Here is an 11,831-nt window from a genome sequence, read left to right as displayed (position 1 = left end):
AGAACAGGAGCGACGCGACGCCTTTCCCGGCTGGCTGCACACCTACAATCACCACCGCGGACACACCGCGCTCGCAGGCAAACCACCCGCCAGCCGCGTCCCCAACCTCACAGGGCAATACACCTAGGCTGCGGGCATGGGCTTTGATCCGTGGGATGCCGCGTTCGTCGCCGACCCGTACCCGGCCTACCGGGAGTTGCGGGAGCAGGGCCGGGCCGTCTGGTGCGAGGCCACCGGGCAGTGGCTGGTGCCGCATTACGCCGACGTGAGTGCGCTGCTGCGCGACCGGCGGCTCGGGCGGACGTACCTGCACCGCTTCTCGCACGAGGAGTTCGGGCGGACGGCGCCGCCGCCGGAGCACGAGCCGTTCCACGTGCTCAACGACAACGGGCTGCTCGACCTGGAGGACCCGGCGCACGGGCGGGTGCGGCGGCTGGTGTCCAAGGCGTTCACGCCGCGGACGGTGGAGCGGCTCGCGCCGGCGGTGGAGCGGCTCGCCCGGGAGCTGGTCGGCCGGCTCCTCGCCGACGGCGGCGGCGACCTGCTGACGGTGGTCGCCGAGCCGCTGCCGGTGGCGGTGATCGCGGAGCTGCTGGGGGTGCCGGAGGAGGACCGGGGGCTGCTGCGGCCGTGGTCCGCGGACATCTGCGGGATGTTCGAGCTGCGGCCCGGCGAGGAGACGGCGCGGCGGGCCGTGCAGGCGAGCACGGAGTTCAGCGCCTACCTGCGGGAGCTGATCGCCCGGCGGCGCAGGCAGCCCGGCGAGGACCTGGTCTCCGGGCTCATCGCCGCGCACGACGAGGAGGGGCGGCTCAGCGAACAAGAGATGATCTCCACCTGCGTGCTCCTGCTGAACGCCGGACACGAGGCCACCGTGAACACGACCGTCAACGGCTGGTGGGCGCTCTTCCGCAATCCCGGACAGCTGGCCGTGCTCGACCGGGAAAAGTTGTCCACAGCTGTGGATGAACTGATGCGCTACGACACCCCGCTCCAGATGTTCGAGCGGTGGGTCCTGGACGACATCGAGATCGGCGGCACGGTCATCCCGCGCGGCGCGGAGGTCGCGCTGCTGTTCGGCTCCGCCAACCGCGACCCGGCCCGCTTCCCGGACCCGGACGCACTCGACCTCTCCCGCACCGACAACCCGCACCTCAGCTTCGGCGCGGGCATCCACTACTGCCTGGGCGCCCCGCTGGCCCGCCGCGAGCTGGCGGCCTCCTTCGGCGCGCTCCTGGCGGACGGCGTGCCCCCGCTGAAACTCGTCCGCGAACCGCAGTGGCAGCCCGGGTACGTGATCCGCGGGCTGCGGGAGCTGATCGTCGAGTTCTGAGCGGCCCGCCCCCGCGTGCTATGGTCCACCCAAGGCCTCCGGCTCTCCCTGACGGGAGCGAACGGAGGCTTTTTTCATGCCTTCTGACACCTCATCACCACGTCACACGCCCGAACCGCCCGGCGCCCGTCCCGGGTACCGGGAGCTGCTCCGGAACCGGGAGTTCGCCGGCCTCTTCGCTGGTTTCGCCCTCACCGCCGCCGCGAGCGCCCTGTCCGGGTTCGCCCTCGGCAGCCTCGTCGACCGCCAGACCGGCTCCCCCTTCCTGACGGCGGTCAGCATGTACGGGGCGACCTTCGCGACCGTGCTGGGGGCGCTGACCCTGATGTCCGTCGCCGACGGCAGCCGCCCCCGCCGCACGCTGCTCGCCCTCCAGGGCGCCTCCCTCGCCGGCATCGCCGCCCAGGCCGTGCCGGGTCTGCCGCTCGCCGCCCGCTTCGCCCTGCTCCTGGCCCTGGGCTTCTTCCAGTCCCTCGGCACCGGCACCCGCCTGGGCCTGCTCGCCGAGATCGTCCCCGCGGCCGCCTACGCCCCGGCCCGCTCGCTGATGAACATCACCGCCGGCGCCGTCTCCGTCCTCGGCTACGCCTCCGGCGCGGTGCTGGTGCGCGCGATCGGCCCGCACGGGCTGTTCGCGGCCGCCGCCGCGCTCACCGCGCTCTCCCTCGCAGCCGTCGCGGCGACGCTGCGCGAGCGCTCCATCCGGCTCGCCCGCCGCCCCGGCCTGCGCAGCACCCGGGCCGCCAACGCCGAACTGCTGGGCCGTCCCGGCCGGCGGGCCCTGCTGCTGAACCTGTGGGTGCCGAACGGCCTGGTCGTCGGCTGCGAGGCGCTGTTCATCCCGTACGCCGCGCAGTACGCCGGCCACCTCCTGGCCGCCGCGTCCGCGGGCCTGCTCCTCGGCGACCTCGCCGTCGGGCGGCTCCTCACCGCCCGGGGCAGGCGCCGCGCCGCCTTCCCGCTGCGGCTGCTGATGGCCGCGCCCTTCCTGGTGTTCGCCTTTCATCCGCCGCTGCCGGTCGCCGCCGTCGCCGTGTTTCTCGCCGGCACCGGCTTCGCGGCCACCCTGCCGATGCAGGAGCAGCTCCTCGCGCTGACCCCGGCATCGGTCCGCGGCCAGGTCCAGGGCGCCGAGTCCGCGGGCCGGATGACCTGGCAGGGCATCGGCGCCGCCCTCGCCGGCGCCGCCGCGCAGGCCGTCGGGCCTGCCGCGGCGATCACGGCGCTCGCGTCCGCCTCCCTCGCCGTCACCGTCCTCTCCCGCCGCCGCGTGCTCCGCGAGACGGCCCGTACGCCGGTCAGCGCGGCAGGATGAGCCCCCACGCCGCCGGCCGCAGGGTCCACGTCCGCCGCCGGACCGGCCCGGTCACCGCCGCGTCGGCCCGGTAGCGGAAGTCGGCGCCCGCCACCGTGACCGCCGCGGCGCGGGCCCGGACCACGGCGCCCCCCGCCCGGACGACGACCTCCGCCAGGCCGCCCCCGCCGGGCACGACCGCGATGTCGTCGACGGGGCGGTCCACATCGGCCAGCACCACCCCGTCGGCCTCCACCCGCAGCCGGTGCCCCCCGGCCGGCGCCGCGGGCGGCCCGGCGAGCGTCCGCACCAGCGACCGGTAGGCGCTGCGCACCGTCGCCCCGCCCGCCCGGGGCGCGGGCGGGGCGACGGGCGGGATGCGCAGGCCGCCGAGGACGACGCCGTCGCTGTCGTCGACGAGCAGGTCGCGGACGCCGACGACCCCGTCCAGGGCCGCCCGCGCCGCGGACACCGCGGACATCGGAACCCCCAGCAGCCGAGCCAGCCCCAGCGAGCCCGCCTGCCCCACGGGGACCACCGAGAGGGCCTCCCCGCCGAGCTCCCGCTCCCGGTGCAGCAGCCCGACCGCCCGCACGAGGGCCCGGTCGTCGCCGACGATCACCGGCCGCCGGTGGCCGCGGCGCGCGAGCGCCCGCGCGAACTCCTCCGGCGACTGGGGGAGGCAGATCTTCGCCGCCGCCCCGGCCGACAGCACGTCCCTCGCGATGCGCACGGACTCTCCGTCGAGACGGCGCGCGACCGGGTCGACGAGCACCAGCAGGCCGCCGACCGGCGCGCCCGCAGGGCTCATGGTGGGCTCCGGAGCCGACACCTCGGTCCTTCCTCGGGTAGCATCTTTGTGCAAGAGGCCCTTGCGCTATTGCGCCAGGGCCTTCGTCTATTCCGGGGTACCGGTCCGACGGCCCAGCCTGCGGTGTACATCGTCGTACGCCCCCTGGCCTTGGACATGCCCCATCCGGAAGAGGTGTACGCCTGTGCCCGCTCTTGTGCTGCTCGGAGCTCAGTGGGGTGACGAGGGCAAGGGGAAGGCCACCGACCTGCTCGGTGGATCCGTTGACTACGTGGTGCGCTACCAGGGCGGCAACAACGCCGGCCACACGGTCGTCGTAGGCGACCAGAAGTACGCGCTGCACCTTCTCCCGTCCGGCATCCTGTCCCCCGGATGCACCCCGGTCATCGGCAACGGCGTCGTCGTCGACCCGTCCGTGCTCCTGTCCGAGCTGCGCGGGCTGAACGAGCGCGGCATCGACACCTCGAAGCTGCTGATCAGCGGCAACGCCCACCTGATCACGCCGTACAACGTCACCCTCGACAAGGTCGGCGAGCGCTTCCTCGGCAAGCGCAAGATCGGCACGACCGGCCGCGGCATCGGCCCGACGTACGCCGACAAGATCAACCGCGTCGGCATCCGCGTCCAGGACCTCTACGACGAGTCGATCCTCGTCCAGAAGGTCGAGGCGGCGCTGGAGAACAAGAACCAGCTGCTCGCCAAGCTGTACAACCGCCGCGCGATCGAGGCCGCCGCGATCGTGGAGGAGATGCTCCAGTACGCGGACCAGATCAAGCCGTACGTCGCCGACACCACCCTGATCCTCAACAACGCGCTGGACGAGGACAAGGTCGTGCTGTTCGAGGGCGGCCAGGGCACCCTCCTCGACGTCGACCACGGCACGTACCCGTTCGTGACCTCCTCGAACCCGACCGCGGGCGGCGCCTGCACCGGCACGGGCGTCGGCCCGACCCGGATCAGCCGCGTCATCGGCATCCTGAAGGCCTACACGACCCGCGTCGGCGCCGGCCCGTTCCCGACCGAGCTGTTCGACCAGGACGGCGAGGACCTGCGCCGCATCGGCGGCGAGCGCGGCGTGACCACGGGCCGCGACCGCCGCTGCGGCTGGTTCGACGCCCCGATCGCCCGCTACGCCACCCGCGTGAACGGCCTGACGGACTTCTTCCTGACCAAGCTCGACGTGCTGACCGGCTGGGAGCAGATCCCGGTGTGCGTCGCGTACGAGATCGACGGCAAGCGCGTCGAGGAGCTGCCCTACTCGCAGACGGACTTCCACCACGCGAAGCCGATCTACGAGAACCTGCCGGGCTGGTCCGAGGACATCACCAAGGCCAAGACCTTCTCCGACCTGCCGAAGAACGCGCAGGCGTACGTGAAGGCCCTGGAGGAGATGTCGGGCGCCCCGATCTCCGCGATCGGCGTCGGCCCCGGCCGCACCGAGACGATCCAGATCAACTCGTTCCTCTAGGCCTCGGGACGGGACGCCCCGGCGCCCGGCCGTCCGCAAGGGGGCGGTGCACCGCACGGTGCACCGCCCCCTTCGCGTTCCGCTCAGTCCGTCTCGTAGATGCCGAGGCAGTCGACGACCACGTCGACCGGCTGCCAGCCCTGGTTCCAGAAGTCGATGACGGCGCCCGTCCCGGCGGGGGTCTGGACGAGGTTGGGCACGGTCATCCCCGCGCCCCAGTTGAGGGACGAGGAGACGGGCCGCTCCGGCTTCGTCGCGATGCCCTTCTGGTAGTCCGTCCACGTGTTCGGGTCCGGGGCGACCGACAGGTGGCCGGGCTCGGACGTGTTGGTGACCGTGGTGTTCAGCACCCATCCCGCCGGCGGCGTCGGGGAGTCGCTGGTGAACGGCAGCGGGAAGTAGTCGCGGGCCGGGACCGGGCCGCGGGGGCGGTGCCAGCTGCCCTCGCGGGTGTCCGCGAGCCGGAACGGGTGGAACGGCCGGTAGGCGGCCCTGCTGTCGGGGCTGTAGTAGCCGACGACGTCGACCACGACGTCGGCGCCCTTCCAGCTGCCGTTGCGGACGCTGATCCTCCCGTCCGCGCCCACCGGCACGACCACCGCGTTGGCGACGGTCTGCCCCGCCGTGAAGTTGACGCTGGACGTGCTCGGTGCCGACTGGCCGCTCGGGAACACGGTCAGGTGCCCGGCCTCCGCCGGGTTGGTCGCGGTCACGTTCAGGGCGACCGCGGTGGCGCCCTTCGGGACCTTCCCCGCCCCGGCGGCCTCCACCGCGAAGGACCCCTGGCCGGGTACCTGCCCCTTGGCGGTGCCGAGCCCCTCGCGGGTGTCGACGAGGCGCGCCGGCGCCAGCGGGGTGTAGCCGGCGGCGGCGGACCGGGTGAAGTAGCCGGTCACGTCCGCGATGAGGTCCACCGGGGCCCAGCCGCCGTTGAAAAGCTCGACGTGGCCGTCGTCGCCCACGGGGACGATCACCAGGTTGGGGACGGTCTGCCCGGGCGCGTAGTTGAGGTTCGAGGTGTCGGGCCGCCGGGCGCCCTTGCCGGCGAACGCGGTGACGTGCCCGGCCTCGACGGTGTTGGTCACCGTCACGTTCAGCGCGACGGCCGTGGCTCCGGCCGGGATCCGCGCGTTGCCGGCGACCTTCACGCGGGCGCTGCCGCGCCCGGCGATCTTGGCCTTCGCGGAGCCCGTCCCGTCCCGGGTGTCGAGGAGGCGGGTGGGCGCGTGCGCGGTGAACTCGGCGCCCGCCGTGGTGACGATGACCTTGTTGACGGCCCGCACGTTGTGGGCTGCGTCGGTCACCGTGTACGTCACGGTGTAGGTGCCGACCTCGGCGTACGAGTGCGCGTGGTCCAGCCGCTTGATGTCGGCGGCCTCGGTGATCTGTGCGGTGTCCTTCGCGCCGTCGCCCCACTCGACGGTGACGGACGACGGGCCGCGGACGTCGAGGGCCGAGGCCTCCAGCCGGATGCCGTGCGCGGTGAACATCCCCGCGTGCAGGTCGATCTGGAGGCCGTCGTTTCCGATCGGGCCGTCGCCCAGCGGGGTGCGCACGGTCCAGTAGGGCGGGGCGGTGTACGACTGCGGGTCGGAGGCCCCCGTCACGGCGGTCGGAGCCGCCGGGGCCGCGTGGGCCGCTCCCGGCGCCAGTACGGCGGCTGCCGCCACGAGGGCAGCCGGAAAAACGAGTCGGTGGCTGAGCACCGTTCCCCCCTGAGGTCTGTTTCCCGAACCCGCGATCGGATCCGGACACTCAGGCTATCGATCAAGCCGTGCGTGATCACGGCGGGCGGGCCCCGGAGGGGCCGGGTCCTTCACCCCCGGCCCGCTCCCAGCAGGGCGTCGATGCCCGCCTTGATCCGGTCGGCCGACACCTCCCGCTCCGCCGTCAGGTGCTCGAACAGACTCGGTACGAAGGGGGCGAGCAGCAGGTGGGCCAGGACCGGCGCGTCCGCTTCCGGGCGGGCCTGCCGGAGCAGCAGGGACACGTGCGTGTGCATGGTGAGGTAGGCGCCGCTGCCGTACCGGGCCCCCGGGGACGCGGCCTCGGCGGCGCCCATCACGGCCCGGCAGGCGGAGAGCCGCTCGGCCAGCGTGTGCAGGAACGCGCGCAGCCGCTCCTCCGGGGGCGCCCCGGGCCCCAGGGGCGGCGGGCCGCCGAGGAACGCCTCCTGGAAGCGCTTCTCGTCCTCGTCGAGCAGGGCGAGCAGCAGGCCGCTGACGTCGCCGAAGCGGCGGTACACGGTGCCGACGCCCATGCCGGCGGCGTGCGCGACGGCGTTCATCGTGACCGCCTCCGGCCCCTCTTCGGCGACCAGCCGCGCGGCAGCGTCCAGGATCCTGCGCCGGTTGCGGGCGGCGTCCGCCCGCTCCGGCGGGGCCTGGCCCGTGACGGGAAGCTCGGTGCGGCTCATACGGGCAGGCTACCGGATCCGCTTGCCAAACGGATTTCTATCCGCTTGACTCTGACCAGCGAAAGCGGATAGCGATCCGCTTCCTCCTGAGGGGAGTCACCATGGGCGCAAAGGTCGCCGTCGTCTACTACTCGTCCACCGGGAACGTCCACGCCCTCGCGCAGGCCGTCGCCGAAGGCGCCGAGAAGGCCGGCGCCGAAGTGCGCCTGCGCCGCGTGCCCGAACTCGCCCCCGACGCCGCCATCGACGCCAACCCCGCGTGGCGCGAGCACGTCGAGGCCGCCAAGGACATCGAGACCGCCACCCTGGACGACCTCACCTGGGCCAACGCCTACGCGATCGGCTCCCCCACCCGCTACGGCAACATCGCCGGCCAGCTGAAGCAGTTCCTCGACACCACCGGCGGCCTCTGGCAGCAGGGCGCCCTGGCCGACAAGCCGGCGACCGGCTTCACCAGCGCGCACAACGCCCACGGCGGCAACGAGTCCACGCTGCTCGCGCTGTACAACACCTTCCACCACTGGGGCTCCGTCATCGTCGCCCCCGGCTTCACCGACCCGGCCGTCTTCGCCGCCGGCGGAAACCCCTACGGCTCCTCGCACCCCGGCGGCAGCGGCCCCGTCAGCGAGGAGGCCCTCGCCGCGGCCCGCCACCAGGGCGCGCGGCTGGCCCGCTTCGCCGCCCGCCTCGCCGCGACGGCCTGACGGCGCCGGACCCGGCGCGGCGCGGCCCGGCGGCCGCGCCCTACCAGGCCAGCTGCGAGATCTCCTCGGCGACGACCGCGCAGGCGTCCGCGCCCGGGTCGATCAGCGGGAAGTGCCCGATCCCGTCCAGCAGGGTCAGCCCCACCGTCTCGCCGGCCCGGGCTGCCGCCTCCACGTACGACTCGGCGACCGCCGCCGGCACCACGATGTCCTCCCGGCCGTGCACCACGGTGGTGGCGATCCCCGTCGGCAGCAGCGCCGCCGGGTCCGCGTACGGCGACCGCTCCGCCAGGTGCGCCCCGCCGCCCAGCAGCTGCTCGGCCGCCCCGCCGCACACCCCCAGCTTGCCCGCGACCTCGAAGTCCGCGATCGGCGCCAGCGCCACCACGCCGCGCAGCGGCGGCGGTTCGGGCAGCCGCCAGGCGGCAGGGGCGCCGGCGGGCAGCACGTGCCGGGCGGCCGCCCACAGCGCCAGGTGCCCGCCCGCGGAGTGCCCGGTGACGACCGTGCGCCGCAGGTCCGCCTGCGGCAGCGCTGCAGCGGCCAGCCCCGGCAGGGCGTCCATCGCCGCGGCGACGTCGTCGAAGGTGTCCGGCCAGCGCCCCGCGACCGGGCCGTCCGCACCCTGGTGCGGCAGCGGACTCCCGCGCCGGTACTCCACGTTGGCCACGGCGAAACCCCGCCGCGCCAGGAAGTCCGCCAGCGGGGTCACGTGCGCGCGGTCGTACGGGGCGCGCCAGGCCCCGCCGTGCAGCAGCACCACCAGCGGCGCGGAGGCGGCGGAGCCGTCCCCCGCCCGCGGGGCGTAGAAGTCCACGACGTGGTCCGGGTGTTCCCCGTACGCGGCGGTCGCGTCCGGCGCGACCGGCGGGTGGGCGAAGGCCGAGGCGGCCTCGGCGGCGTCCCGTTCGACTGCGGGATCCGACATCGGCTCCACCTCTCGTAACGCGTGGGACTGGTGTTCCGGTGTTCCGGCAGAGCGGGACCGTATCAGGCCGGAACAGGCCTGTCCCGGGGAGGCGGTTTCCCGTCACGGGCCCCGGCACGGGAGCGGGCGGGGACGGGCGGGACCGCGCCCCGCCCGCCCCGTGCCGAGACGTTTCGCCCCGGGATCACCCGAAAACGTGACCCAGCGTCCGGGCCGCGCGCTCCGCGTCGGCGAAGCCGACGTACAGCGGGGTGAAGCCGAACCGCAGCACGTCCGGGGCGCGGAAGTCCCCGATCACGCCGCGCGCGATCAGCTCGTCCATCACCGCGCGGGCGTTCTCCGTGCGCAGCGAGACCTGGCTGCCGCGCTCGGCGTGCGGCGCCGGAGTCACCGGCTCGACCCGGCCCTGCGGCACGTACGCGGCGACGCACTCCAGGAAGAAGTCGGTCAGCGCGAGGGACTTCGCGCGCACCGCCTCCACCTCCACCCCGTCCCAGGCGTCGAGCGCCGCCTCCAGGGCGAGCATCGACAGGATGTCCGGCGTGCCGACCCGGCCCCGGACGGCGCCCGCGGCGGGCGCGTACTCCGGGGTCATCGCGAACGGGTCCGCGTGCCCGTTCCAGCCGGGCAGCGGCGAGTCGAAGCCCTCCTGGTGGCGTTCGGCGACGTACAGGTACGCGGGCGAACCGGGGCCGCCGTTGAGGTACTTGTACGTGCAGCCGACCGCGAGGTCCACGCCGTGGGCGTCGAGCCCGACGGGCAGCGCGCCCGCCGAATGGCACAGGTCCCACACCGCCAGCGCGCCCGCGGCGTGCGCGGCGCGCGTCAGGCCGGGCAGGTCGTGGAGCCGCCCGCTGCGGTAGTCGACGTGGTTGAGCAGCACGGCGGCCGTGCGCTCCCCCATCGCCTCGGCGGCCCGCGAGGGGTCCACCGGGACGGCGGTCAGGCCGGTCATCCGGGCCGCCGAGCCGGCGATGTAGCCGTCGGTCGGGAAGGTGGAGGCGTCCACGAGCAGCTCGGTGCGGCCCGGCCCGGCGAGCCGGGCGGCTCCGACCAGCGCCTTGAACAGGTTGACGCTGGTGGAGTCGCCCACGACGACCTGCCCGGGCGCGGCGCCGACCAGCGGGGCGATCCGGTCGCCGATCCGCTCCGGCGCCGTCCACCACGTGCCGCTGCTCCAGGACCGGATCAGCTCCGTCCCCCACTCGCGGGAAACGACCTCCGCGACGCGCTCAGGCACGCCCGCGGGGAGCGCGCCGAGCGAGTTGCCGTCCAGGTAGACGACGCCGTCCGGGAGGGTGAAGCGCTTGCGCAGGCCGGCGAGCGGGTCGGCGGCGTCGAGTCCGGCGGCGCGCTCGGCGAGCTCCGCCGCGCGGCGGGTCGTCGTCTCAGACATGGCTGCGCGCCGTCCACAGCTCGGGGAAGACGTTCTTCGACGCGCGCTTCTCCAGCCAGCTGACGCCGGCCGAGCCGCCCGTGCCCGTCTTCGCGCCCATCGCGCGCCGCGTGGCGACGAGGTGGTCGTTGCGCCAGCGCCACACCAGCTCGGCGACGTCGGTGAGGGCCTCGCCGAGGCGGTGCAGGTCGGGGTGGGCGTCGGGGTCCTCGTACAGGGCGGTCCACACGGCCTCGACCTCGGGCGAGGCCTCGTAGCGCCGCGACAGGTCGCGGTCGAGGACGGACCGCGGGACGGGCAGGCCGCGGCGGGCCAGCAGCCGCAGCACCTCGTCGTACAGGCTCGGCTCGTGCAGCGCCTTCTCCAGCTCCGCGTGGACGCGCGGCGCGCCGCGGTGCGGGACGAGCATGGACGCCGACTTCTCACCGAGGAGGAACTCCATCCGGCGGTACATCGCGGACTGGAAGCCCGAGCCCTCGCCGAGGGCGCCGCGGTAGGAGTTGAACTGGGCCGGGGTGAGCTGGGCGAGCGGGCGCCAGGAGGCGTTGAGGGCCTCCAGCTCGCGGAGTGATCGTTTCAGCGCGTCCATCGCGACGGGGACGCGGTCCTCCCGCAGGGCCTTCGCGGCCGTCTCCCACTCGTGGACGATGACCGTGAACCACAGCTCCATGACCTGGGTGGTGACCAGGAAGACCATCTCGCCCGGGTCGTCCGAGCGGGGGTGCTGGAGGTGGGTGAGGACGTCCGCCTGGACGTAGTCCTCGTACGGGGTCGTGCCCGCGAAGTCGAGGTTCGGGGTGTCCGAACCGGCTCCGGAGGCATCAAGGGTGTTCGACATCGCTGTCTCCTCGACACGTGCTTCCGGGTAGCGGTCCGCTCCTTCCGAAAGGGTGTGTGGAGCCCCGGTCCCCTGCCCGCATCATAAAACCGCTCCCCCGGGGTGCTCCAATGGTGCGTGACGGTCGTCACACGGACTTTTCACGCACCGCCGGGTCCCGCGGGCGCCGCGCCGGGCGCCCGCGGCGGCCCGGTCAGGCGCCCAGGACGTCCGCCGCCGTCTCCGAGGAGTCGCGCAGGAAGGTCGTGCAGCGCTCGTACTCGTCCTTCTCGCCGATGGCCCCGGCCGCGCGGGCGAGGGCGTGCAGGGCGCGCAGGAAGCCGCGGTTCGGCTCGTGCTCCCACGGCACCGGGCCGTGGCCCTTCCAGCCGGCGCGGCGCAGCGCGTCGAGCCCGCGGTGGTAGCCGGTGCGCGCGTACGCGTACGCCTCGACGCTGCGGCCGGCGGCGAACGCCTCGTCGGACAGGACCGCCCAGGCGAGCGAGGACGTCGGATGCGCGGCGGCCACCTCGACGGCGGGCGTGCCCGCGGCGATGGCCTCGCGGCCCGGCTCGTCGGGGAGGTGGGTGGGGGCGGGGCCCCCGAGCAGGTTCTGGTGAATGGACATGCCCCAAGTCTGGGGCATCCGCGCCCCGTACGGCGG

General features: G+C 74.4%; 11 protein-coding genes and 1 pseudogene. 5 read left to right on the top strand and 7 right to left on the bottom strand.

What is annotated here, in order from left to right; genetic code table 11:
• The 3 genes and pseudogenes from EF903_RS19020 to EF903_RS19010 form a co-directional block, all read left to right on the top strand.
• A pseudogene (locus EF903_RS19020) lies at window positions 1–127 on the top strand (IS481 family transposase); the annotation flags it as partial.
• Between the two features lie 9 nt (window positions 128–136).
• Window positions 137–1,333: a cytochrome P450 gene (locus EF903_RS19015; RefSeq protein ID WP_125544753.1), complete on the top strand. Its 1,197-nt coding sequence runs from the start codon at window positions 137–139 to the stop codon at window positions 1,331–1,333.
• Window positions 1,334–1,409: 76 nt separating this feature from the next.
• Entirely contained in the window at window positions 1,410–2,648 is a 1,239-nt protein-coding gene (locus EF903_RS19010; RefSeq protein ID WP_125544751.1) for a hypothetical protein, read from the top strand.
• Here the strand turns inward: EF903_RS19010 and EF903_RS19005 are convergent.
• A complete protein-coding gene (locus tag EF903_RS19005; protein WP_125544749.1) occupies window positions 2,632–3,438 on the bottom strand; it encodes a diacylglycerol kinase in 807 nt (268 codons plus the stop codon). The genes EF903_RS19010 and EF903_RS19005 overlap by 17 nt on opposite strands.
• 184 nt (window positions 3,439–3,622) lie before the next feature.
• On the opposite strand from EF903_RS19005, the gene EF903_RS19000 reads away from it, so the two are divergent.
• Window positions 3,623–4,906, top strand: a complete 1,284-nt coding sequence (locus EF903_RS19000) for an adenylosuccinate synthase (RefSeq protein WP_125544746.1) — start codon at window positions 3,623–3,625, stop codon at window positions 4,904–4,906.
• Window positions 4,907–4,989: 83 nt separating this feature from the next.
• On the opposite strand, the gene EF903_RS18995 is transcribed toward EF903_RS19000, so the two are convergent.
• Both EF903_RS18995 and EF903_RS18990 read right to left on the bottom strand, forming a co-directional pair.
• Window positions 4,990–6,612, bottom strand: a complete 1,623-nt coding sequence (locus EF903_RS18995) for a hypothetical protein (RefSeq protein WP_125544744.1) — start codon at window positions 6,610–6,612, stop codon at window positions 4,990–4,992.
• A 110-nt stretch (window positions 6,613–6,722) separates the two neighbouring features.
• The gene (locus tag EF903_RS18990) at window positions 6,723–7,322 is read right to left on the bottom strand and encodes a TetR/AcrR family transcriptional regulator (RefSeq protein WP_125544742.1); all 600 of its coding nucleotides are present in this window, start codon (window positions 7,320–7,322) and stop codon (window positions 6,723–6,725) included.
• Window positions 7,323–7,423: 101 nt separating this feature from the next.
• Here EF903_RS18990 and wrbA point away from each other — a divergent pair, with 101 nt between their 5' ends.
• Window positions 7,424–8,026 carry an NAD(P)H:quinone oxidoreductase gene (wrbA, locus tag EF903_RS18985; protein WP_125544740.1) on the top strand — a complete coding sequence of 201 codons (603 nt, stop codon included), beginning with the start codon at window positions 7,424–7,426 and terminating at the stop codon, window positions 8,024–8,026.
• 40 nt (window positions 8,027–8,066) lie between these two features.
• Here the strand turns inward: wrbA and EF903_RS18980 are convergent, their stop codons facing one another.
• The 4 genes from EF903_RS18980 to EF903_RS18965 all read right to left on the bottom strand — a co-directional run bounded on the left by EF903_RS18980 (window position 8,067) and on the right by EF903_RS18965 (window position 11,795).
• A complete protein-coding gene (locus EF903_RS18980; RefSeq protein ID WP_125544738.1) occupies window positions 8,067–8,954 on the bottom strand; it encodes an alpha/beta hydrolase in 888 nt (295 codons plus the stop codon).
• Between the two features lie 184 nt (window positions 8,955–9,138).
• Window positions 9,139–10,350: a kynureninase gene (kynU, locus tag EF903_RS18975; RefSeq protein WP_125544736.1), complete on the bottom strand. Its 1,212-nt coding sequence runs from the start codon at window positions 10,348–10,350 to the stop codon at window positions 9,139–9,141.
• A complete protein-coding gene (gene kynA / locus EF903_RS18970; protein ID WP_125544734.1) occupies window positions 10,343–11,188 on the bottom strand; it encodes a tryptophan 2,3-dioxygenase in 846 nt (281 codons plus the stop codon). Before kynA ends, kynU begins: the two co-directional genes overlap by 8 nt.
• 193 nt (window positions 11,189–11,381) lie before the next feature.
• Entirely contained in the window at window positions 11,382–11,795 is a 414-nt protein-coding gene (locus EF903_RS18965) for a DUF3151 domain-containing protein (RefSeq protein ID WP_125544732.1), read from the bottom strand.
• Window positions 11,796–11,831: the final 36 nt, after the last annotated feature.

Origin of the sequence: Streptomyces sp. WAC05292 (genome assembly GCF_003949955.1) — a bacterium.
GTDB lineage: Bacteria > Actinomycetota > Actinomycetes > Streptomycetales > Streptomycetaceae > Streptomyces > Streptomyces globosus.
This window is presented reverse-complemented; position numbering and strand designations above follow the sequence as displayed.

Excerpts from the sequence above, each read along its gene's own strand:
- EF903_RS19005 (WP_125544749.1), bottom strand. The coding sequence starts at position 3,438 with ATGAGCCCTGCGGGCGCGCCGGTCGGCGGCCTGCTGGTGCTCGTCGAC.
- EF903_RS18980 (WP_125544738.1), bottom strand. The coding sequence starts at position 8,954 with ATGTCGGATCCCGCAGTCGAACGGGACGCCGCCGAGGCCGCCTCGGCC.
- kynA (WP_125544734.1), bottom strand. The coding sequence starts at position 11,188 with ATGTCGAACACCCTTGATGCCTCCGGAGCCGGTTCGGACACCCCGAAC.
- kynU (WP_125544736.1), bottom strand. The coding sequence starts at position 10,350 with ATGTCTGAGACGACGACCCGCCGCGCGGCGGAGCTCGCCGAGCGCGCC.
- EF903_RS18990 (WP_125544742.1), bottom strand. The coding sequence starts at position 7,322 with ATGAGCCGCACCGAGCTTCCCGTCACGGGCCAGGCCCCGCCGGAGCGG.
- EF903_RS19010 (WP_125544751.1), top strand. The coding sequence starts at position 1,410 with ATGCCTTCTGACACCTCATCACCACGTCACACGCCCGAACCGCCCGGC.
- wrbA (WP_125544740.1), top strand. The coding sequence starts at position 7,424 with ATGGGCGCAAAGGTCGCCGTCGTCTACTACTCGTCCACCGGGAACGTC.
- EF903_RS19015 (WP_125544753.1), top strand. The coding sequence starts at position 137 with ATGGGCTTTGATCCGTGGGATGCCGCGTTCGTCGCCGACCCGTACCCG.
- EF903_RS18965 (WP_125544732.1), bottom strand. The coding sequence starts at position 11,795 with ATGTCCATTCACCAGAACCTGCTCGGGGGCCCCGCCCCCACCCACCTC.